Source organism: Kribbella sp. NPDC050820, assembly GCF_040653975.1.
Classification (GTDB): Bacteria; Actinomycetota; Actinomycetes; order Propionibacteriales; family Kribbellaceae; genus Kribbella.
The window spans coordinates 40,790-59,793 of the sequence record NZ_JBFAHB010000003.1 but is presented as its reverse complement, the minus strand read 5'-3'; the positions used below and the strand labels follow the sequence as shown (position 1 = coordinate 59,793).

At 68.4% G+C, this 19,004-nt stretch carries 23 protein-coding genes and 1 riboswitch; of the genes, 11 read left to right on the top strand and 12 right to left on the bottom strand.

Annotated features, from left to right (window positions below; genetic code table 11):
* Positions 1-146: 146 nt before the first annotated feature.
* From AB0H36_RS04250 to pstB, 5 genes are all read left to right on the top strand, one after another.
* Positions 147-611 (top strand): bifunctional nuclease family protein, encoded by a 465-nt coding sequence (locus tag AB0H36_RS04250; protein ID WP_165949283.1) that lies wholly within the window; start codon positions 147-149, stop codon positions 609-611.
* A 434-nt stretch (positions 612-1,045) separates the two neighbouring features.
* The gene (gene pstS, locus AB0H36_RS04245) at positions 1,046-2,170 is read left to right on the top strand and encodes a phosphate ABC transporter substrate-binding protein PstS (protein WP_360516232.1); all 1,125 of its coding nucleotides are present in this window, start codon (positions 1,046-1,048) and stop codon (positions 2,168-2,170) included.
* A 119-nt stretch (positions 2,171-2,289) separates the two neighbouring features.
* Positions 2,290-3,495, top strand: coding sequence for a phosphate ABC transporter permease subunit PstC (pstC, locus tag AB0H36_RS04240; protein ID WP_360516229.1), 1,206 nt, complete (start codon positions 2,290-2,292; stop codon positions 3,493-3,495).
* On the top strand, positions 3,492-4,412 hold the full coding sequence (gene pstA / locus AB0H36_RS04235; protein ID WP_360516226.1) for a phosphate ABC transporter permease PstA: 921 nt from the start codon (positions 3,492-3,494) through the stop codon (positions 4,410-4,412). Before pstC ends, pstA begins: the two co-directional genes overlap by 4 nt.
* A gap of 21 nt (positions 4,413-4,433) precedes the next feature.
* Entirely contained in the window at positions 4,434-5,210 is a 777-nt protein-coding gene (pstB, locus tag AB0H36_RS04230; RefSeq protein ID WP_360516224.1) for a phosphate ABC transporter ATP-binding protein PstB, read from the top strand.
* A gap of 60 nt (positions 5,211-5,270) precedes the next feature.
* Here pstB and AB0H36_RS04225 read toward each other — a convergent pair whose 3' ends face one another.
* Positions 5,271-5,831 carry a hypothetical protein gene (locus AB0H36_RS04225; protein WP_360516221.1) on the bottom strand — a complete coding sequence of 187 codons (561 nt, stop codon included), beginning with the start codon at positions 5,829-5,831 and terminating at the stop codon, positions 5,271-5,273.
* Between the two features lie 104 nt (positions 5,832-5,935).
* On the opposite strand from AB0H36_RS04225, the gene AB0H36_RS04220 reads away from it, so the two are divergent.
* Positions 5,936-6,688 carry a DUF4190 domain-containing protein gene (locus AB0H36_RS04220; RefSeq protein ID WP_360516218.1) on the top strand — a complete coding sequence of 251 codons (753 nt, stop codon included), beginning with the start codon at positions 5,936-5,938 and terminating at the stop codon, positions 6,686-6,688.
* A 37-nt stretch (positions 6,689-6,725) separates the two neighbouring features.
* Here the strand turns inward: AB0H36_RS04220 and AB0H36_RS04215 are convergent, their stop codons facing one another.
* Positions 6,726-7,166: a DUF2752 domain-containing protein gene (locus AB0H36_RS04215; RefSeq protein ID WP_360516215.1), complete on the bottom strand. Its 441-nt coding sequence runs from the start codon at positions 7,164-7,166 to the stop codon at positions 6,726-6,728.
* A 106-nt stretch (positions 7,167-7,272) separates the two neighbouring features.
* Between AB0H36_RS04215 and AB0H36_RS04210 the strand changes: the two genes are divergently transcribed.
* The 3 genes from AB0H36_RS04210 to AB0H36_RS04200 all read left to right on the top strand — a co-directional run bounded on the left by AB0H36_RS04210 (position 7,273) and on the right by AB0H36_RS04200 (position 9,279).
* Positions 7,273-8,004 (top strand): RDD family protein, encoded by a 732-nt coding sequence (locus tag AB0H36_RS04210; protein WP_360516212.1) that lies wholly within the window; start codon positions 7,273-7,275, stop codon positions 8,002-8,004.
* Positions 8,005-8,122: 118 nt separating this feature from the next.
* On the top strand, positions 8,123-8,629 hold the full coding sequence (locus AB0H36_RS04205; protein WP_360516209.1) for an RDD family protein: 507 nt from the start codon (positions 8,123-8,125) through the stop codon (positions 8,627-8,629).
* Positions 8,630-8,649: 20 nt separating this feature from the next.
* Positions 8,650-9,279, top strand: a complete 630-nt coding sequence (locus AB0H36_RS04200) for an RDD family protein (RefSeq protein ID WP_360516206.1) — start codon at positions 8,650-8,652, stop codon at positions 9,277-9,279.
* Here AB0H36_RS04200 and AB0H36_RS04195 read toward each other — a convergent pair.
* From AB0H36_RS04195 to thiC, 3 genes are all read right to left on the bottom strand, one after another.
* Positions 9,276-9,830, bottom strand: coding sequence for a hypothetical protein (locus tag AB0H36_RS04195; RefSeq protein WP_360516203.1), 555 nt, complete (start codon positions 9,828-9,830; stop codon positions 9,276-9,278). The two genes, AB0H36_RS04200 and AB0H36_RS04195, sit on opposite strands and share 4 nt — an antisense overlap.
* Positions 9,827-10,384, bottom strand: coding sequence for a transposase (locus AB0H36_RS04190; RefSeq protein WP_360516200.1), 558 nt, complete (start codon positions 10,382-10,384; stop codon positions 9,827-9,829). The genes AB0H36_RS04195 and AB0H36_RS04190 overlap by 4 nt, the downstream gene beginning before the upstream one ends.
* Before the next feature lie 330 nt (positions 10,385-10,714).
* On the bottom strand, positions 10,715-12,340 hold the full coding sequence (thiC, locus tag AB0H36_RS04185) for a phosphomethylpyrimidine synthase ThiC (RefSeq protein ID WP_360516197.1): 1,626 nt from the start codon (positions 12,338-12,340) through the stop codon (positions 10,715-10,717).
* Positions 12,331-12,452, bottom strand: a riboswitch (TPP riboswitch). (Overlaps the previous gene by 10 nt.)
* Before the next feature lie 90 nt (positions 12,453-12,542).
* Between thiC and AB0H36_RS04180 the strand changes: the two genes are divergently transcribed.
* Both AB0H36_RS04180 and AB0H36_RS04175 read left to right on the top strand, forming a co-directional pair.
* Positions 12,543-13,289 (top strand): lysophospholipid acyltransferase family protein, encoded by a 747-nt coding sequence (locus tag AB0H36_RS04180; protein WP_360516194.1) that lies wholly within the window; start codon positions 12,543-12,545, stop codon positions 13,287-13,289.
* A 148-nt stretch (positions 13,290-13,437) separates the two neighbouring features.
* The gene (locus tag AB0H36_RS04175) at positions 13,438-13,959 is read left to right on the top strand and encodes a hypothetical protein (protein ID WP_360516191.1); all 522 of its coding nucleotides are present in this window, start codon (positions 13,438-13,440) and stop codon (positions 13,957-13,959) included.
* 6 nt (positions 13,960-13,965) lie between these two features.
* Here AB0H36_RS04175 and AB0H36_RS04170 read toward each other — a convergent pair whose 3' ends face one another.
* From AB0H36_RS04170 to AB0H36_RS04140, 7 genes are all read right to left on the bottom strand, one after another.
* The gene (locus tag AB0H36_RS04170; protein ID WP_360516188.1) at positions 13,966-14,964 is read right to left on the bottom strand and encodes an inorganic phosphate transporter; all 999 of its coding nucleotides are present in this window, start codon (positions 14,962-14,964) and stop codon (positions 13,966-13,968) included.
* A 2-nt stretch (positions 14,965-14,966) separates the two neighbouring features.
* The gene (locus AB0H36_RS04165; protein WP_360516185.1) at positions 14,967-15,599 is read right to left on the bottom strand and encodes a DUF47 family protein; all 633 of its coding nucleotides are present in this window, start codon (positions 15,597-15,599) and stop codon (positions 14,967-14,969) included.
* 139 nt (positions 15,600-15,738) lie between these two features.
* Positions 15,739-16,044: a DUF202 domain-containing protein gene (locus tag AB0H36_RS04160; RefSeq protein ID WP_360516182.1), complete on the bottom strand. Its 306-nt coding sequence runs from the start codon at positions 16,042-16,044 to the stop codon at positions 15,739-15,741.
* A complete protein-coding gene (locus AB0H36_RS04155; protein ID WP_360516179.1) occupies positions 16,041-16,379 on the bottom strand; it encodes a DUF202 domain-containing protein in 339 nt (112 codons plus the stop codon). Before AB0H36_RS04155 ends, AB0H36_RS04160 begins: the two co-directional genes overlap by 4 nt.
* The gene (locus AB0H36_RS04150; RefSeq protein WP_360516176.1) at positions 16,376-17,602 is read right to left on the bottom strand and encodes a glycoside hydrolase family 3 N-terminal domain-containing protein; all 1,227 of its coding nucleotides are present in this window, start codon (positions 17,600-17,602) and stop codon (positions 16,376-16,378) included. The genes AB0H36_RS04155 and AB0H36_RS04150 overlap by 4 nt, the downstream gene beginning before the upstream one ends.
* 1 nt (position 17,603) lies before the next feature.
* The gene (locus AB0H36_RS04145) at positions 17,604-18,089 is read right to left on the bottom strand and encodes a MarR family transcriptional regulator (protein WP_360516173.1); all 486 of its coding nucleotides are present in this window, start codon (positions 18,087-18,089) and stop codon (positions 17,604-17,606) included.
* Positions 18,068-18,976: a DMT family transporter gene (locus tag AB0H36_RS04140; RefSeq protein ID WP_360516170.1), complete on the bottom strand. Its 909-nt coding sequence runs from the start codon at positions 18,974-18,976 to the stop codon at positions 18,068-18,070. The genes AB0H36_RS04145 and AB0H36_RS04140 overlap by 22 nt, the downstream gene beginning before the upstream one ends.
* Between the last annotated feature and the right edge of the window lie 28 nt (positions 18,977-19,004).

The window sequence follows — 19,004 nt, the reverse complement described above, 5'->3', positions numbered from 1 at the left end:
CCCCGCAGCACATGTCGGTGACGATCCAGGCACAGCCGCCGGGGCGGCCGGATGACTCTGGAGGCGCCGGGTATGTTCCTACGGAGGAACCTGGCGCCCCACCGGGCCCGGGTCTGAGGAGAGGTTCGGGTCGCACCATGACGATGATGCGAGAACTGACACTGATCGGGATCCGGATGGAATCGCCCAACCGGGCCCCGGTCATGATGCTGCGCGAGACCGAGGGCTACCGCTACCTGCCGATCTCGATCGGCTCGGTCGAAGCGACCGCGATCGCCTACGAGGAGCAAGGCCTGCGGCCGTCGCGGCCGCTCACCCACGACCTGATGCGCGACCTGATCCAGGCGTTCGGGGTACACATCGAGGCGGTCGAGATCGTCGAGCTTCGCGACGCGGTGTTCTACGCCGAGCTCGTGCTGGCCAACGGCGCCCGGGTCTCGGCCCGGCCGAGCGACTCGGTCGCGCTCGCGGTCCGGCTCAACACCCCGATCCGCTGTACGGAACAAGTGCTCCGCGAGGCCGGTGTCGCCACCCCCGAGGAGGAGCAGGCAGAGCTCGAACGCTTCCGCCAGTTCCTCGACGGCGTAGCCCCCGAGGACTTCTCCAGCTGACTCCCCCGCTTCCGGCCCAGTGCGCGCTTCACGTCGTACACCTTCGGGTTCCAGGCACAGTCCGTTGCGACCGGCCGCCGGGTACGGTCATGTACGTGCGGGCCGCCGGGCGTGGCACTACGACGTACTACCGTGTGGCCGTTCCGGGGATGACGTACTACGGGCTGCCGATCGGCACCACCGGGAGCAAGGCGTTCACGTTGACAGTGCGCTGAGCGTTACCGAAACGTGAGCCAACAGCCGGTTGGATCGACGCAGAGTCACGGCTCTTAACTCAGTTCACCTGTTGGCCGCCTGGCGGCACGCCAAGCGTCGCCGACGCTATCGAAACCGTTCACCGCTCGTTCACCAACGACGGACCGGTCGGACACCTGCTCTCCCTACCGTCTGTGGAAGTTCAAGAAGTCTGATTCCCGCAGAAGGGCAACACTCTCGTGTCCGTCAATCGCCTGCTCCGCGTCGGCACCGTCGCCGTGGCTTCCCTCGGCGTCCTCGCTCTGAGCGCCTGTGGCAGTGACCCGGAGCCATCCGGTTCCTCCAGCCCGGAGGGTTCGGCCTCGACCGCCGACTGCCCGCAGGGCACCCTGAACGCAGAGGGCTCCTCGGCACAGAAGAACGCCATCGAGGAAGTCATCGCCAAGTACAACGAGAAGTGCGCCGACGTCACGGTGAACTACAACCCGACCGGTTCCGGTGCGGGTATCAAGCAGTTCAACGCCGCCCAGGTCGACTTCGCCGGTTCGGACTCCGCGCTGAAGACCGAGGCTTCCGACGGTGACTCCGAGGCGGCCACCGCGGCCAAGCGGTGCCAGAACAACCCGGCGCTGAACCTGCCGATGGTGATCGGCCCGGTCGCGATCGCCTACAACCTGGACGGCGTCGACAAGCTGGTCCTCGACGGCGCGACCGCCGCGAAGATCTTCCAGGGCAGCATCAAGACCTGGAACGACCCGGCGATCGCCAAGCTGAACGCCGGCGTGACGCTGCCGGGCGACCCGATCTCGGTCTTCTTCCGGTCCGACGAGTCGGGCACCACCGAGAACTTCACCAAGTACCTGGCCGCCGCCGGCGGTGGCGCCTGGACCGGCAAGCCTGCCAAGAAGTGGACCGGCACCGGCGCCGGCAAGGAGAAGTCCGCGGGTGTCGCCGAGGGCGTCAAGAGCACCAAGAACTCGATCACCTACGTCGAGTGGTCGTACGCCGTCGACAACAAGCTCGGTGTCGCGCAGGTCGACAACGGCTCCGGCTCCCCGGTCGAGCTGACCGCCGAGTCCGCCGGTAAGGCGCTGGCCGCCGCGAAGGTGAAGGGCACCGGCAACGACCTGTCGATGTCGCTGGACTACGCGACCAAGGAGGCGGGCGCGTACCCGATCATCCTGGTCACCTACGAGATCGCCTGCAGCAAGGGCCTGGCGGCCGAGAAGACCGCGCTGGTCAAGAGCTTCCTGAGCTACTTCGCCAGCACCGAGGGCCAGGCCTCGCTGACCGAGCTGAACTACGCGCCGCTCCCGGACGAGATCCGGACCAAGGTCGACGCCGCCGTTCAGGCGATCAGCTGACGACGAAACAGCAGTGATGCGAGCCCCGGCCGGTCCGAGTCATCGGAGGCGGCCGGGGCTTCGCCTCGTCGGACCCGAAGCACACAGAGCCCACGAACCAGGCGCTTGGAGCACCATCGATGAGTAGTCCAGACGGCACGGAACCGCCCGGCCGGCCCGCCGGCGAGGCCGCCGCTCAAGAGGACCCCCGGATCGAGGACCTGGTCCACGAGCCGGCCGGACCCACCCCGCACTTCGACGGGCTGGCCGACAAGCACGCCGAGGAGCAGCCCGCCGAGACCGCCGAGACCGGCACGGCCGCGGCGGAGGCCAAGGGCCCGAAGCTCGACCTCGGCCCGGTCGGTCACCTCGGCGACCGGCTGTTCGCCGGCCTGGCCCACGGCTCCGGCGGCCTGGTGATCGCGATCGTCGCGTTCGTCGGCATCTTCCTGCTGGCGCTGGCGGTCCCGGCCCTGATCGACGACCAGAGCAGCTTCCTGTTCTCCCGGGTCTGGGAGCCGGGCGGCGAGGAGCCGCGGTTCGGTATCGCGGCGCTGTTCTACACCACCGTGATCAGCTCGATCATCGCGATGCTGATCGCGGTCCCGATCGCGGTCGGCGTCGCGCTGTACATCACGTACTACGCCCCGAAGCGGCTGGCGACGCCGGTCGCGCACGCGGTCGACCTGCTGGCCGCCGTACCGTCGATCATCTACGGCCTGTGGGGCATCCTGTTCTTCGCGCCGATCCTGCGCCCGGTGATCGACGGGCTGTCGACGGCGCTCGGCTGGCTCCCGGTGTTCGAGAAGCCGCCGGGCGACAACGTCGGCGTCGTGTTCACCGTCTCGGTGGTGCTGGCGATCATGATCCTGCCAGTGGTCACCGCGATCAGCCGGGAGATCTTCGCGCAGACCCCGATCGCGCACCGCGAGGGCGCCCTCGCCCTCGGCGCGACCAAGTGGGAGATGATCCGGATGTCCGTGCTGCCGTACGGCCGCTCGGGTGTGGTGAGCGCCTCGATGCTCGGCCTCGGCCGGGCGCTCGGCGAGACCGTCGCCGTGATGATCATCCTCACGGTGCCGAACAGCAACGACCCGTGGAACTCGTCGATCTTCGCCGGTGGCGAGACCTTCGCGTCGAAGATCGCCAACAACGCCGCCGAGTTCGACTCGCCGGAGAAGACCGGCGCCTACATCGCAGCCGGCCTGGTGCTGTTCGTCGTGACGTTCCTGGTCAACTCCGCGGCCCGGATCATCGTCGCCCGCAGCGGCCCGGGCGGGAAGCGGCCGCGCCGCAACAACCGTAGCGCCGCGGGAGCGGCCGCGAAGGAAGGAGCGGTGGCATGACGACGCTCGCTGCGAACAAGCCGGCGTACGACGGCCAGACGCTGGACCTCACCGGGAAGTCGGGCGCTCGCGCCTTCCGGAACACCCTGGCCACCGTGCTGATCACGCTGGCCTTCGTGATCGCGCTGATCCCGCTGATCTGGATCCTCTGGACCGTGATCAGCAAGGGCTACAGCCTGCTGCTCGACGCCGGATGGTGGGGCGAGTCGCAGCGCGGCATCACCGTACGGCGGGAGGGCGGCGGCGCGTACCACGCCATCATGGGCACGCTGATCATGGGCCTGATCACCGCCCTGATCGCGGTTCCGATCGCCGTCATGGGCGCGATCTTCCTGGTCGAGTACGGCAAGGGCACCAAGGTCGCCCGCGCGGTCAGCTTCATGGTCGACGTGCTCACCGGTGTGCCGTCGATCGTGGCCGCGCTGTTCATCTACGCGGTCTGGATCACGGTGTTCGGCTTCAACCGGGTCGGCTTCGCCGTCTCGCTGTCGCTGGTGCTGCTGATGCTTCCGGTCGTACTGCGCTCCACCGAGGAGATGCTGAAACTGGTGCCGGACGAGTTGCGCGAGGCGTCGTACGCGCTCGGGGTGCCGAAGTGGAAGACGATCCTGAAGGTGGTCGTGCCGACCGCGTTCGGCGGCATCGTCACCGGCGTGATGCTCGGCCTGGCCCGCGTGATGGGTGAGACCGCGCCGCTGCTGATCCTGGTCGGCTACTCCAAGAACATCAACCTGAACCCGTTCGACGGTTTCATGGGCGCGCTGCCGACGATGATCAACCAGGACCGGACCGAGCTGGCGCTGGAGCCGGCCGCCGACCGGGTCTGGGCGGCGGCGCTCACGCTGATCCTGCTGGTCCTTGCCCTCAACCTGCTGGCCCGGCTGATCGCCCGGTTCAGCACCATCAAGTCGAAATAGCCAGAGAGGTTCTGAGTCGATATGGCAAAGCGCATCGAGGTCAGCGGCCTCAACGTCTACTACGGCGACTTCAAGGCCGTCGAGGACGTGTCGATGACGATCGAGCCCCGCTCGGTCACGGCGTTCATCGGCCCGTCCGGCTGCGGCAAGTCCACCTACCTGCGGACCCTGAACCGGATGCACGAGGTGATCCCCGGCGCCCGGGTCGAGGGCAAGGTCGTCCTGGACGAGCAGGACCTGTACGCGACCGGGATCGACCCGGTGGCGGTCCGCCGGGTGGTCGGCATGGTGTTCCAGCGGCCGAACCCGTTCCCGACCATGTCGATCTTCGACAACGTCGCGTCCGGGCTGAAGCTGAACGGGGTCAAGGACCGCAAGAAGCTCACCGAGGTGGTCGAGCGGTCGCTGAAGGGCGCCAACCTCTGGAACGAGGTGAAGGACCGCCTCGACAAGCCCGGCGCGGGCCTGTCCGGCGGTCAGCAGCAGCGGCTGTGCATCGCCCGGGCGATCGCGGTCGAGCCCGAGGTGATCCTGATGGACGAGCCGTGCTCGGCCCTGGACCCGATCTCCACGCTGGCGATCGAGGACCTGATCGAGAAGCTGAAGGACCAGTACACCGTGGTGATCGTCACCCACAACATGCAGCAGGCGGCCCGGGTGTCGGACCAGACCGCGTTCTTCAACCTGGCCGCGACCGGCAAGCCCGGCCGGCTGATCGAGATGGGCCCGACCAAGCAGATCTTCTCGAACCCGAACGAGAAGGCGACCGAGGACTACATCACCGGCCGCTTCGGCTGATCCTCGCCGTACCTCTGCACAGATCGGCCCCCGCGGGATCCCGCGGGGGCCGATCTGCCTTTACACGCAGAGCGTCCGGGCAAAGTTGACCCGGGCAAGCGTGTCGGCGACCTCGCGGGGTGAGCTCACGCCGACGTGAGTGTTGTGGGTGCGGTTGCCGTTCTGCACCGTGACCTGGACGAAGCCTGTGGTCTTGCGCTCCTTGCAGAGCAGGAACAGCAGGCCGAGCAGGCAGGCGAGCGCGAACACGATGGCCAGGATGATCGCCCAGGCCGGGATCTTCTCCTCGGTCCGGGACATGTCCATCGCGGACCAGTTCGTGCCCTGGGTGGGCAGCACGCCCGCCGGGGTGACGATCCGGAACTGCTCGACCGAGATGTCGCCGACCGTCACCAGCACCGGCCCGGTCGGGAACCCCTGCAGAGGCTGGGATTGCGCGGGCTGGTACGGGCCGCCGACCGGTGCCTGGTACGGCCCGGGCGGTGGCCCGGGCTGCGCGGGCGGCGCCGCCTCGAACGTCGGCGTCGGCGGCTCGTACTGAACCGGGAGGTTGCGGGTCGGGTCCGGCGCGGGATCCCCGGGACGGCCGTCGGACGCCGGGGGCTGAGGGGGTTGAGTCACCCGGCCAACTTTAAGTGTTGAAGGGATCCGGAGTGGGCACGTGACCACCGCCCTGTGGAAAAGATAACCTGCGAGGATCCTCGACGTTCTCAGAAGGGACCGCGGTGAGCACTCCGACGCCTCCGGGCGACGACCCGAACGACCCGAACCGGCCGCAGGACACCCCTGGTGAGACCCCTGGAGAGCAGCCCGGCCAGTACGGCGAGCAGGACAGGCCCAGCCAGTACGGCGAAGCACCCGGCCAGCCGGACGACGACCAGCCGGGCCAGTACGGCCAGCAGCCTGGTCAGTACGGTCAACCGGGCGGGTACGGGCAGCAGCAGTCCCCGTATGGACAGCAGCCTGAGTACGGACAGCAGCAGCCTGAGTATGGACAGCAGCAGCCTGGTTACGGGCAGCAGTCCCCCTATGGCCAGCAGCCCGGGCAGCAGCCTGGCTATGGCCAGCAGCAGGGTGGCCAGTACGGCCAGTATGGGCAGTCCCAGCCGGGCCAGTACCCAGGCCAGCCGGGGCAGTACGGTCAGCAGCCGGGCTACGGCCAGCAGCAGCCGGGTCAGTACCCGGGTTCCTACGCCCAGCAGCAGCCCGGCGGCTACGGCCAGTACCCGGGCGGCCAGGGCGGTTACGGCTACGGCAGCGGCGTTCCGCAGAACAACACGCCGCAGACCCTGTCGATCATCGGCATCGTCTGCTGGTTCTGCTGCGGCCCGGCCTCGATCGTCCTCGGACTGATTGCCCAGAGCAAGTTCCGGGAGCAGGGCCGGCCGGACACGCTGGCCAAGGTGGCCTGGATCGGCGGCATCGTCTCGATCGCGGTGTCGATCGTGTCCTACGCCACCGGCCTGGTCAACTACTGAGCGCGACGCTGAACCGCCGCCCGGTCGTGGCGGCGGTTCAGTTCAGGTTGCGCGCGACGCCGTACACGACGAACAGGGCGATCAGGCCCTTGACCACCCAGTCCACGGTGCGTGGGCTCATGGTCAGCCGGGGCAGCCGGACCAGCCGGAGCGACTCCAGCGACCAGGCGAGCAACTGGTAGCCGACGGCAACACCGATCACCGGGCCGAGCACCAGCACCACCGGGTTGAAGTACCAGGCGGCGACCAGATCGCCGCGCAGCAAGGCGGCAGCCATCCTGGTGGCGCCGCAGAACGGGCAGTTCAGGCCCGTGGTTGCGTGCAGAAGGCAAGGAATTCCGATCCGCCCGCCGGACAGCTGGTAGACGGCTGCGAGGCCGAGGCCGCCCACTCCTGTCGCGGCCAGCCCCAGCACCCGCCTGTCCACAGGCTGGACCGGTCCGGTCGGCCGCAGTACGACGTTCAGCGAAAGGCTCACCGGACAACGGTAACTCTCATCTCGTGGGATCCGTCAGGGTGTGTGAGCCGTCGGACCACTAGCCTGCAACTCACTCCTCAACAGCAATTCACCAGAAGGGATCGTCGTGAGCTCTCCGACGCCACCGCCGGGTTACGGCCCGCAGGACGCGCAGCAGCCGGCTCAGTACGGCCAGCCAGGCCAGTACGGGCAGCCTGGGCAGCAGCCGGGCCAGTACGGGCAGCAGCCCGGCTACGGCGCTCAGCAGCCGGGCTACGGCCAGCAGCAGCCTGCTGAGTACGGTCAGCAGGCTGGCCAGTATGGGCAGCAGCAGACGCAGTACGGCCAGCAGCAGCCGGGCCAGTACGGGCAGCAGCCGGGTTATCCGCAGCAGCCGGGCCAGTATGGCCAGCAGCCGGGCTACCCGCAGCAGTACGGCCAGCCGGGCTTCGGCGGCATCCCCGGTAACCTCGCCGCCTGGCCGAACCGGGTCGGCGGCGCGCTGATCGACGGCCTGATCGTCGGTGTGCCCTACGGCATCGGCAGCGCGTTCTCGGCCAACGAGAACCTGGCCGTCGTCGCGATCATCTTCTACCTGATCGGCATCGGCCTGGCGATCTGGAACGTCGTGATCCGCCAGGGCAGCACCGGCCAGACCGTCGGCAAGCAGGTCCTGGGCCTGAAACTGGTCGGCGCGGACACCGGCCAGCCGGTCGGCGCGGGCAAGGCGTTCATTCGCCAACTGACCCACATCCTGGACAGCGCCGCCTGCTACATCGGCTACCTGTGGCCGCTGTGGGACGAGAAGAGGCAGACCTTCGCGGACAAGATCAACAACACCTACGTCATCAAGCTCTGATGTAGTACTCCGCAACGCCGGACGCCGTGGCCGCTTGTGGCCGCGGCGTCCGTCGTTCCGGGCCGATCCGCGATACTCGTCCCTGCGGATCCGGACGCGCCCCAGAAAGGACCCCCAGGTGAGCACCCCTCCGTACCAGCCTCCGCAGGGCTACAACCCCTACGGACCAGGCGCGGCCTACGGCTACGGCTATGCACCACCCGGGCAGCTCGCCGGCTGGCCGATCCGGGTCGGCGCGTCGCTGATCGACTCGCTGATCCAGTTCATCCCCACGATCACCGGGGTCATCGCGGCGCTGGTCATCGACGGTGACCAGGAGGAACTGGGCGCCGGCGGCGGGATCGCGATGCTGAGCGGGTTCTTCGTCGCATTCCTGGTCTGGGTCGCGAACCGGGTCGTCCAGCAGGGCCGCACCGGCCAGTCGTTGGGCAAGAAGGTCACCGGGCTGAAGGTCGTGCACGCCCAGACCGGCCAACTGATCGGTATCGGCTCGACTTTCGGCCGCGAGTTCTGCGCGGTGCTGTTCAACAACATCTGTACTCTCAACGTGCTCTGGCCGCTGTGGGACGAGAAGCAGCAGACCTGGCACGACAAGGTCGTCAACGACGTGGTCATCCGCCGCTGACGCTGGAAGAGATGGACTCGATGAGTACACCGCAGGACCGCACGCCGTACGGACAGCAGCCGCAGTACGGCCAGCCCCAATACGGCCAGCCCCAATACGGCCAGCCCCAGTACGGGCAGCAGTACGGGCACCCGCAGCAGCCGGGTTACAACCCCTACGTCCAGCAGCCGCAGTACGGCTACGGGTACGGCGTACCGCAGGCACCACTTGCCGACTGGGCCCCACGCGCCGGCGCCTACCTCATCGACGGCATGATCAGCGGCGTCCCGATCGCGATCGGGTACGGCGTCTTCATCGCCGACATCGCGATGCGCTCCGACGACCTGTCGTCGTCCAATGACGCACCGGGCGCGTTCGCGATCATCCTCTTCCTGCTCGGCATCGCCGCCAGCATCGGCCTCGGGCTGTGGAATCGGGTCTTCCGCCAGGGCAAGACCGGGCAGAGCGTCGGCAAGAGCGCGCTGCACCTGCGCCTGGTCGACGCCCAGTCGTTCCAGCCGGTCGGCGCCGGCAAGGCGTTCCTGCGCGAGTTCCTGAGCGGGCTCTTCAACAACGCCTGCTTCCTGAATCTGCTCTGGCCGCTGTGGGACGACCAGAAGCAGACCTGGCACGACAAGGTGATGTCCACCTACGTGATCAGGTCGGACTAGCGCGACAGCAGGAAGGCGGCGCAGGTGACCGACCACAGGACGCTGGTGAAGGTGCCGATGATGAAGCGCTCGGCCACTGCCTGCGGTGTGACCGAGGCGGGCTGATCGGGGCTGCGGAGCTCGGGGTAGCGGGCCAGCCCCTTGATGGCCAGCACGATCGCGAGTCCCTCCGGCCAGCCTGCCACCAGGGCTGCGTAGATGGCGCCGCGCTCGAGTGAACCGATCAGCGCGCCGCCACGCAGTACCTCACCGGCCTTCTGCGTCGACTGGGCTCTCGTGTTGCCCCGGTCGACCAGAGCCAGCACAGAGGTCGTCAGCGGCCCGCCACCGGTGACTGCGAGCCCGCCGGCCAGCAGGAGCAGCACGTTCCACCAGCGCTCGCGCCAACCGTCCACGCCGTCGCCTGCGAGCAGCAGGAGGCCGACGGCGATCAGACAGGCCAGCATCACCCCGCTGAGCACGATCTGCACCGTAGAGCCGGCCTTGGGCACCCACGCCAGTACGGCGAGGACCAGGGCGGCTGCGGTCAACGACAGGATGAGTGCCGTCACGCAGCGGCCCCTGGTCCCAGCAGCTCGGCTGCCAGCTTCCGTCCGCGTTGCTCCTCGGCGAAGCCGGCCGCCTGGGCCCGTTGCGTCACCGCCGACTGGCTGATCCCCAGCTTCACGCCGATCTCCCGCCTGGTGAGTCCCTCGGCCAGCAGGTCGGCCACTGCCCAGCCGCGTTCGCTACGCCGCCGCAGCACCGACGCCATCAGCCACAGCACTGTCTCCACCTGCTCCGCGACGCGGGAGTCGGAGCCGACCACGTTGACATGGTGCGGGCTCGACTTCGCCCGGTTCACCGCCTCCCGCGCGTTCACGAACGCCTCGCCGCTGCCTGCCCGCGTGCTGCGGGGCAAGGGCTGGGCGACGTCGCCGACGCCGAGACCGACGTACCAGGTGTCGGAACGCAGCAGCTCGACGACCACGTCGATGGTCGGGCGCGCCTCCGAGAGCACCCCTTGCACCTCGTCGCCGGCCGTCCGCTCGAACTTCCGGAGCAAACCGGTCCGCCGCGGCCGCCGGTTCAGCGTGTTCAGTAGCTCGGGTACGAGATCGGTCATGCTTCGGCTGCCCCGCTGATCTACCGTGAGAACGAAGACCACCGCCACACCTCCTTCCCAACGCATTAAGGCTACAGTCTTATTCACGTAGAGTGAAGGAAAAAACCTGAATCGGTTCACCCAATCACTCCCAGTGACCGCCCCGCAGGCCCGCCGATCTCCCCAATTCTCCGCTGGATCCGGCCTGCTCGGCATCTCGACTCGCCCCGCGACTTCACGCGGAGTCAGCACGATACGAACCGCCAGGCCATCACAACCGGACCCTCTGAGACGACTCCAGCGGGCGCCGGCCGAATGGCCGGCGATTGTGATGGCCTGGCGGTCCGGTACTCAGTCCGCCAGCGGCAGGTACAGCTTCTTGTCGTGCGACTTGAACGTCTCCGACATCTCGGCGAAGCCGGCCTCGATCGCCTCGGTCGAGGTCAGGCCCTTCTCCTCGGCGTACGCGCGGATGTCCGCGGTGATCCGCATCGAGCAGAACTTCGGCCCGCACATCGAGCAGAAGTGCGCGGTCTTGGCCGGCTCGGCGGGCAGCGTCTGGTCGTGGTACGACCGGGCGGTGTCCGGGTCCAGCGAGAGGTTGAACTGGTCCTCCCAGCGGAACTCGAACCTTGCCTTGGACAACGTGTCGTCCCAGTCCTGCGCGCCCGGGTGCCCCTTGGCCAGATCGGCTGCGTGCGCGGCGATCTTGTAGGTGATCACGCCGGTCTTCACGTCGTCGCGGTCCGGCAGGCCGAGGTGCTCCTTCGGCGTAACGTAGCAGAGCATCGCCGTACCGAGCCAGCCGATCTGGGCCGCGCCGATCGCCGAGGTGATGTGGTCGTAGGCCGGCGCCACATCAGTTGCCAACGGCCCCAAAGTGTAGAACGGCGCCTCGCCGCACAGCTCCTCCTCGAGCCGGACGTTCTCAGCGATCTTGTGCATCGGCACGTGTCCGGGACCTTCGATCATCACCTGGACGTCGTGCTCCCAGGCGATCTTGGTCAGCTCGCCGAGAGTCCGCAGCTCGGCGAACTGGGCCGCGTCGTTGGCGTCCGCGATCGACCCCGGCCGGAGCCCGTCGCCGAGTGAGAACGTCACGTCGTACGCACGGAGAATCTCGCAGAGCTCGGCGAAATGCGTGTACAGGAAGGACTCCTGGTGGTGCGCCAGGCACCACGCGGCCATGATCGAGCCGCCGCGCGACACGATCCCGGTGATCCGCTGCGCGGTCAGCGGGACGTACCGCAGCAGGACGCCGGCGTGCACGGTCATGTAGTCGACACCCTGCTCGCACTGCTCGATCACTGTGTCGCGGTAGACCTCCCACGACAGCGCGGCGGGGTCACCCTTCACCTTCTCCAGCGCCTGGTAGAGCGGGACCGTCCCGATCGGCACCGGCGAGTTGCGCAGGATCCACTCGCGCGTCTCGTGGATGTTCTTGCCGGTGGACAGGTCCATCACGGTGTCCGCGCCCCACCGGGTCGCCCAGACCAGCTTCTCGACCTCTTCCTCGATCGAGCTGGTCACGGCCGAGTTGCCGATGTTCGCGTTCACCTTCACCAGGAACTTCTTGCCGATGATCATCGGCTCGGACTCCGGGTGCCGCCGGTTCGCCGGGATCACCGCCCGGCCGCGCGCCACCTCGTTCCGGACGAACTCCGGGTCGACGCCCTCCCGGACGGCGATGTACTTCATCTCCTCGGTGATGGTTCCGGCCCGGGCGTGCCCGAGCTGCGTCAACGGCTCGCGGCCGGCGATCCAGTCCCGCCGGAGCGCGGGCAGACCGGCCTGTACGTCGATCCGCGCGGACGAGTCGGTGTACGGACCGGACGTGTCGTACAGGTCGAAGTGCTCGCCGTTGGTGAGGTGGACGCGGCGGGCCGGAACGTTCAGCTCGCCGCGGTAGATCTTCTCCGAGCCCGAGATCGGGCCGGTGGTGACAGTGGGTCGGACGTTATTGCCGATGGTTGTCACGTTGCTGCTCCCTACGCCGGAATTACCCGGACAGGTTCGGCGGTCGGCGGCGCCGGGTCTCACCCAGCCGCCCTCTCAGCCCACTTCGGTGCGAGCTCCCGCGATCTAAAGTTGTCGCGGTCCACCCTAACGAACAACTGCATACGGGATTCCGTGGGGCGCGTCACGTCCGCCGGTTGACCGGAGCCGGTAGCGTTCGGGAATGCGCGACCTCGTGTACCCGCCGGTGATCGGCTTCGCGAAGACGGCGTTCAAGGTGCTGGACCTGAAGTTCCAGCTGACCGGGACGGAGAACGTGCCGCGGACCGGCGGCGCGGTGATCGCGATGAACCACATCTCGTACGTCGACTTCGTGCTCGGCGGGTTCGGCGCGCTGCCGAGCAAGCGGCTGGTGCGGTTCATGGCCAAGGAGGTGCTGTTCCGCAGCCGGGTCTCCGGATCGCTGATGCGCGGGATGCACCACATCCCGGTGGACCGCGCGGCCGGTACGGCGTCGTACCGGCAGGCGATCGAGTACCTGAACGCCGGCGAGGTGGTCGGCGTGTTCCCGGAGGCGACGATCAGCCGGTCGTTCGAGCTGAAGGAGTTCAAGTCCGGCACGGTCCGGATGGCCGCCGAGGCCGCCGTACCGGTGCTGCCGATGATCCTGTGGGGGACGCAGCGGATACTGACCAAGGACCATCCGCGCGACTTCTCCCGGCACCGGACGATCGCGATCACCGTCGGCGAGCCGATCACGGTCACCGCGGACGACGACCCGGCCGAGGCGACCGCGCACCTGCGCTCGACCATGGCCGGCATGCTCGACCGCACCATCCGGGCCTACCCCGAGCGGCCCGCCGGCGCCTGGTGGCTGCCGGCCTCGTACGGCGGGAGCGCGCCGACGCCCGAGGAGGCCGAGCGGCTGGACCGGGAGGAGCTGGCCCGCCGGGCGGCCCGGAAGAAGTAGTCGGCTACCGGACAGGACCTTGACCCCGGTACGGCGTGGGGGTACTAAGAGCACTTGTTGGAAGTAGCAGGTACCTGGGGGGTCCCTGTGTCTCGGCCGCGTGGTGGCGCGCGTGGCCGTCGTACTCAGGTGGGCGGGGGAAGCGTTGGTGAAGTCACCCGAAGAGCTGCATCTCTTCGAGCCGGGGATACTGACCGTGGCTCCGCACGTCGCGGAGGAGATCCCCGATGTCGGCGCGTTCTTCCTCGACTGGGCGGTCCGGGGCCTGACCTCGGGGCAGGCCCGCGAGGTGGAGTCCGCGATCAACGGGCGGCGCTGCCAGAACGGCTGGTTCCCGCTGGAGAGCCTGGACACCATCGGCAGCCGCGGCTTCTGGCGTGGCCCGCTGACCTACCTGGCCCGGATGACCGCCGACGACGGCGCGATCGTGCAGGACTGGGCCGCGAGCGGGCTGGACGGCGAGAACCGGAGCAAGCTCGAGGCGACCGCGGACCACCTGCTCTTCCAGCAGGGCCATGCAGCCGCGGCCACCTGGGTGGTGGCGGTGCGGCCGCAGGCCTACCTCGACCTGGCCGAGCTCGGCGACCGCCTGGCCGCCACCTGGGAGCTCAACCTCGGCGCCATCCGCCCCAAAGACGTGGCCAAGGCCGTACGCCGCTGGAACCGCTGACCGGGGTCACTCCAGGATGAAGTGGGCCAAGCCGTAGCAGAGCGCGGCGACCGCACCGGCGGCGGGGATGGTCAGGACCCAGGCGGTGACGATGCCGCGCGCGACGCCCCAGCGGACTGCGGACAGGCGCTTGGTGGCGCCGGCGCCCATCACCGCGGAGGTGATCGTGTGCGTGGTGGAGACCGGCGCATGCAGGCCGATCGCCATCACGTACAGGACGGTCGCGGCGACCGCCTCGGAGGCGAAACCGCGGGCCGGGTCCAGGTGGATGATCCGGCGGCCCAGCGTCCGCATGATCCGCCAGCCGCCGGAGTACGTCCCGAGCGAGATAGCGGTCGCGGCGGCCAGTTTGACCCACAGCGGGATCCCGTCGCCCTCCTGGACGTACCCGGTGGTGAGCAGGGCCAGGAAGATCACGCCCATCGTCTTCTGCGCGTCCTGCAGACCATGGCCGAGCGCCATCGCGGCGGCGGACAGCGACTGGGACAGCCGGAAGCCCCGGGTCACCTTGCCCGGGTGGGCCCGCCGGAACACCCAGAGGATCGTGAGCATCAGGACGAACGCGCCGAGGAAGCCGACTGTCGGCGACAGCACCATCGGGATGACGACCTTGTCCAGGATGCCGGACCACAGCACCGTGCTGGCCGAGGCGAGCCCGGCGCCGACCAGGCCGCCGATCAGAGCGTGCGACGAGGAGCTGGGCAGGCCGAAGTACCACGTGATCAGGTTCCAGGTGATCGCGCCGACCAAGGCGCTGAGCACAACCACCAGCCCGTGCTCACCGGACGGCACACTGATGATGCCCTTGCCGACCGTCTCGGCGACCTCGGTGCCGAGCAGAGCCCCTACGAAGTTCATCACCGCGGCCATCGCCAGCGCCACCCGCGGGGTCAGCGCGCGGGTCGAGACCGAGGTTGCGATCGCGTTCGCCGCGTCGTGGAAGCCGTTGGTGTAGTCGAACACGAGCGCGATGACGACCACCGCGACGACGAGCGCGAGCTCCACGCTCAGCTCTCCTTGACGGCGATCTGCTCGACCGTGTTCGCGACGTGCTCGAAGGCGTCGATCGCGGCCTCCAGCAGGTCGACCACGGTCTTCACCTTCATCACCGTCAGGGCCTCGTACTCGCCGCTGAACAGCTTGGCGATCAGCCGCCGGTGCACGGCGTCACCGGTGTTCTCCAGCCGGTTGATCTCGATCCAGTACTCGGCCAGGTCCTTCATGGTGCGCAGCCGCGGCATCGTCTCGGCGGTCAGCTGGGCGGCCCGCTGCAGCACCTCGATCTGCTCGGCGATCTCCTCCGGCAGCTTCTCCAGGGCGAACAGGTGGACGGCGTCCACCGCCTCCTCCATGTAGTCCATGACGTCGTCGAGGTCGGAGGCCAGCCGGTAGATGTCCTCGCGGTCGAACGGCGTGACGAACGTCGAGTTCACCCGCCGGATGATCGAGTGCGTGGTCTCGTCCGCCGCGTGCTCGGCGTCCTTCATCTGGGCGGCGATCTGGTGGCTCGACGAGAGCCCGGTTCCCGCCGTACTGCCGAGCAACTCGGCCAGGATCCGTGATCCGTCCACGAGGTGGTTGGCGGACTCGGTGAAAAGGTCGTAGAACGTCGGGTCGTTCGGACGCAGACGTAACGGCACTTCAAGCTCCGGGTGAACGAGGGACAAACCGTGAACATGCTAGGGGGAACGGACCGTTGACGCGGCATCCGCCTGGCCAACGTACCGCGTCGCGGTGAACTCGGCTGCCTGGACACCACCGGCGAGTAACCGATCGGTCTCAGCGCGTGAGCACGGCGTAGAGGTCGAAAAGCCCCACCACGAGCACCAGACCGGCTGCCGCCCGGAGCACCCGTTGGTGGCCGAGGGCATGCACCGGCGCGCCCTTCGTACGGCGGTAGACGGCGCTCACCGCGGCCCAGCAGGCCAGCGACAGGACCAGTACGACGACGCCGAGGCCGGTGCGGACGTCCGACGTACCGTGGCCGGAGGCAAGCAAGAGGATCCCGTTCGCAATCAGGCCGAGCGCAGTCCGCCGCCAGGCGAGCAGGGTCCGCTCCGGCTGCAGCCCGGGATCGCGGTTCATTCCCGCCACAGGCTGAAGACCAGGCCGATCAGGCCGACCACGATGATCGTTGCCCCCAGCACCACTGGGAGCCTGGTCACCGGGAGCCGGCCGCCGTTGCGCATGGCGGTCAGGTTCTGCTGCCAGCGGCGGAAGGCGCCGGCCGTGGTGACGATGCCTGCAGTGACCAGAACCACACCGATGATGCGGGCCGGCCAGCGATCCGGGCCGAGGTCGAGGAACTGCACTGCGGACAGCCCGCCCGCGTAGCAGGCCAGCGACGTCCGCAAGTACGCCAGGTACGTGCGTTCGTTCGCCAGCGTGAAGCGGTAGTCCGGTTCCTGCTCCTCTGTCATCCGCAGCTCACCAGGCCGTGGCTCTCCTTGAGTGTCAGCACACGCCTCACGCTACTCGTCAGCTGCGCGGCGAAGGCCTTGTCCTGCTCGGCCTTGGAGACCAGAGCGTTCACCATCGTGGCGGTCAGCCCGGCCGTGGCGTTGATGACGATGTCCCCGCCGGCCGCGACGAATCGGGTCGCCCGTTGACCCGCCGGCACCGACGCCACCTCGGCAGCCGCCCCGACGTCGTCGGTGATCACCACACCGGCCCACTTCAGGTCACCGCGCACCATTCCCCGGATGACCGTCGGCGAGAACACCGCGCGGTTCCTCGGGTCGATCTTGGTGTAGGTGGCTGTGGCGATCATCACCATGTCGGCGCCGGCCTCGAGCCCGTCGGCGAACGGCTGCAGGTTCGCGTCACCGCGGACGGTGACATTGTCGACCACTCCGGACGAGAAGTCGGTGTTGCCGCGCACGCGCCCGAGTCCCGGGAAGTGCTTGACCGACGTCATCACGCCGGCCTGCTGCATGCCGCGGACGAATGCCTGCACCGGCGGCCCGACCTCCTCCGGCGTGTTGCCGTACTCACGGTCCAGCTCGCCGATCGGAGCGTTACTGTCCTTCTGCGAGCTTGGTACGACGTCGGCCACCGGCGCGAGGTCTACGTTGACCCCTGCCTGCTTGAGCTGGTTCCCCCACCCCTCGGCCTCAGCGGTGAGCTTGGAGCTGGACCAGCCGCCTTGCACAGTCGCTGAGGGGATGCGGTCGAAGCCGGAGCCCTTCAGCCGCTGGATCTGACCGCCTTCCTGGTCGGCGGCGATCAGTGGGCGGATGCCCTTGACCGTGGCGGCTGAGTTGACGGTGGCCATTGCCGTACGCGTGTGGGAGAGGCTGCCGCCGCTGCCGAGCAGCAGGATGCCGCCGGGCTTCTGCTTCTGCACGATGGGCCGCTGGGACGACGTCATGCCGTTCGCGCTGATGCCGGTCATGATCAGCTGGGCCGCCTGCTCCCTCAGCGTGAGCGCCTGCAGCTTCTGGTCTACACAGCTGACCGGAGTCGGCGTCGGCGTTGGCGTAGGGGTTGGTGTCGGCGTTGGGGTGGGGGTCGGGGTTGGCTCGCGGGTGATCGGCACTGACGATGACGGCACTGTGCTGGGGCCGGCGGTGGGTTCGTCGGTGTCGCTGCAGCCGGTCAGCAGGAGCGCCGTCAGCAGGACGGCTACTGCAGTGCGCTGCATGTCAGCGGCGCTCCCAGGCGGCGCGGTCGACCGTGTCACCCGAGTGCCTGGCCAACGTCGCGCAGATGTCGTAGAGGTGCTCGACCTGATCGTCGTCCAGCGCGTCGAAGATCGCCTTGCGGACCTCCTCGACATGACCGGGCGCGGTCTCGACCAGCTTCTGCCGTCCGAGGTCGGTCATGATCGCGACCTGGCCACGGCGGTCCGACTCGATGCCCTCCCGCCGTACCCAACCGGCCTGCTCGAGCCGGTTGACCGCGTGCGAGAGGCGGCTGCGCGATCCCTGCGTGGCCACGGCGAGCTCGCTCATCCGCAGCCGGCCGTCAGGCGCCTCGGACAGCCGGACCAGGATCTCGTAGTAGGTGTGCGGTATCCCTGCGTCGCGTTGCAGCTGCTGCTCGATCCGGGTGTTCACCACACGCTGCGCCGCGATGAACGCGCGCCACGCGTGCTGCTCTTTCTCGTTCAGCCACCGGGGTTCCGCCATCCCCGCAGCGTAGCGTTCCACCTGATCAGGAGTACGGCGAGCGCGCACACCAGCATGCCGATCACGGCAAGTGGTCCGATGGTCTCGCCAAACATCAGGAAGGCGAACACCATCGTGGTCGGCGGCACCAGGTAGAGCAGGCTGCTGATGCGGGTCGCACCGGACAGCCTGAGGTTGACCAGGTAGAGCCCCCAGCCACCACCTGTTGCCAGCAGCACCAGCCAGACCACGGCACCGTAGAACCCTGGTTCGTGCGGGACCGTCAGCTGGTCGGTCGACGCAGCCAGTGCGATGAAGAACACACCGGCGACGACGCTCTGCAGGCAGAGCGCGTCGAGTGAGCTCGTGCTGGGCTTGCGACGGCGATCGAGGCAGGTGCCGATGACAAGGCCGAGCAGGCCACCGAACGGCAGCAGGAACAGCAACGGCGAGCCGTGCAAGTCGTCTGCCACGACCAGACCGACTCCGACGACACCGATGACGAGACCGATCCACTGACGCCGGCTGACCGGCTCCCCGAGCAGCGGTCCGGCGACTGTGGCGATCAGCAGCGGCTGCAGTGAGCCGATGAGCGCGGTCACTCCGGCCGAGATGCCGTGGTCGATGCCGGTGAAGATCAGGCCGAGGTACACACACTGCGTGAGGAAGGCCATCCACACCTGGGTGGCCAGGTCCGCACGACTGATCGTCGGTCGCCGTACGGCCAGGATTGCCGCTCCGACCGCGCCTGCGACCAGGAACCGCCAGGCGAGCAGGTCGAAGGCGTTCGTGTACTCGGTGCCCCAGCGCGCGCCGATGAAGCCGCAGCTCCAGAGCACGACGAAGCCTGCGCCCGCGATCAACGGGAGGTAGCGCGTCCGCCGTACCGGGAGCGTCACAGTGGTCATGATCGGGAGAGTAACCACACCGGTCGGT

What these genes read in the sequence shown, in the direction of transcription:
- AB0H36_RS04250 (WP_165949283.1), top strand. Translation starts at nt 147, where the DNA reads ATGCGAGAACTGACACTGATCGGGATCCGGATGGAATCGCCCAACCGG.
- pstC (WP_360516229.1), top strand. Translation starts at nt 2,290, where the DNA reads ATGAGTAGTCCAGACGGCACGGAACCGCCCGGCCGGCCCGCCGGCGAG.
- pstA (WP_360516226.1), top strand. Translation starts at nt 3,492, where the DNA reads ATGACGACGCTCGCTGCGAACAAGCCGGCGTACGACGGCCAGACGCTG.
- pstB (WP_360516224.1), top strand. Translation starts at nt 4,434, where the DNA reads ATGGCAAAGCGCATCGAGGTCAGCGGCCTCAACGTCTACTACGGCGAC.
- AB0H36_RS04200 (WP_360516206.1), top strand. Translation starts at nt 8,650, where the DNA reads ATGAGTACACCGCAGGACCGCACGCCGTACGGACAGCAGCCGCAGTAC.
- AB0H36_RS04190 (WP_360516200.1), bottom strand. Translation starts at nt 10,384, where the DNA reads ATGACCGATCTCGTACCCGAGCTACTGAACACGCTGAACCGGCGGCCG.
- AB0H36_RS04180 (WP_360516194.1), top strand. Translation starts at nt 12,543, where the DNA reads ATGCGCGACCTCGTGTACCCGCCGGTGATCGGCTTCGCGAAGACGGCG.
- AB0H36_RS04160 (WP_360516182.1), bottom strand. Translation starts at nt 16,044, where the DNA reads ATGAACCGCGATCCCGGGCTGCAGCCGGAGCGGACCCTGCTCGCCTGG.
- AB0H36_RS04155 (WP_360516179.1), bottom strand. Translation starts at nt 16,379, where the DNA reads ATGACAGAGGAGCAGGAACCGGACTACCGCTTCACGCTGGCGAACGAA.
- AB0H36_RS04150 (WP_360516176.1), bottom strand. Translation starts at nt 17,602, where the DNA reads ATGCAGCGCACTGCAGTAGCCGTCCTGCTGACGGCGCTCCTGCTGACC.
- AB0H36_RS04145 (WP_360516173.1), bottom strand. Translation starts at nt 18,089, where the DNA reads ATGGCGGAACCCCGGTGGCTGAACGAGAAAGAGCAGCACGCGTGGCGC.
- AB0H36_RS04140 (WP_360516170.1), bottom strand. Translation starts at nt 18,976, where the DNA reads ATGACCACTGTGACGCTCCCGGTACGGCGGACGCGCTACCTCCCGTTG.